At 67.0% G+C, this 437-nt stretch carries 1 protein-coding gene; it reads left to right on the top strand.

Going from position 1 to position 437, the window contains the following annotated elements:
• Positions 1 to 437: lysozyme family protein (locus IO40_RS0132820; RefSeq protein ID WP_063831002.1), on the top strand; the 437-nt coding region annotated here is incomplete at both ends.

Raw genomic sequence — 437 nt, 5'->3', positions numbered from 1 at the left:
ACCACCACGCTGATCCCCCGCCGTATCGCCACCACCGGTATCACCGTCCTGGGTGCGGCCGGTATCGCCACCGCCGCCCTGACCGGCACCGCCCACGCCCAGGCCCCGGCCAAGCCGGCCCACCAGACCGCCGCGAAGCCTGCCAAGGCCGACGACAAGGCCGACAAGAAGGCGGAGAAGGCGGAGAAGAAGGACGCCGGCAAGAAGGCCGAGGACTACCCGGACAACCTGGACGGGTGGATCCGTGAGGCCATGTCGATCATGAAGAAGCACGGCATCCCCGGCTCCTACGACGGCATCAAGCGCAACATCATCCGTGAGTCCGGCGGTGACCCCAACGCGGTCAACGACTGGGACATCAACGCCCAGAAGGGCATCCCCTCCAAGGGCCTGCTCCAGGTGATCCAGCCCACCTTCGACCAGTACCACGTCAAGGG

It is taken from the genome of Streptomyces albus subsp. albus (assembly GCF_000725885.1).
Lineage (GTDB): Bacteria > Actinomycetota > Actinomycetes > Streptomycetales > Streptomycetaceae > Streptomyces > Streptomyces albus.
This window is presented reverse-complemented; position numbering and strand designations above follow the sequence as displayed.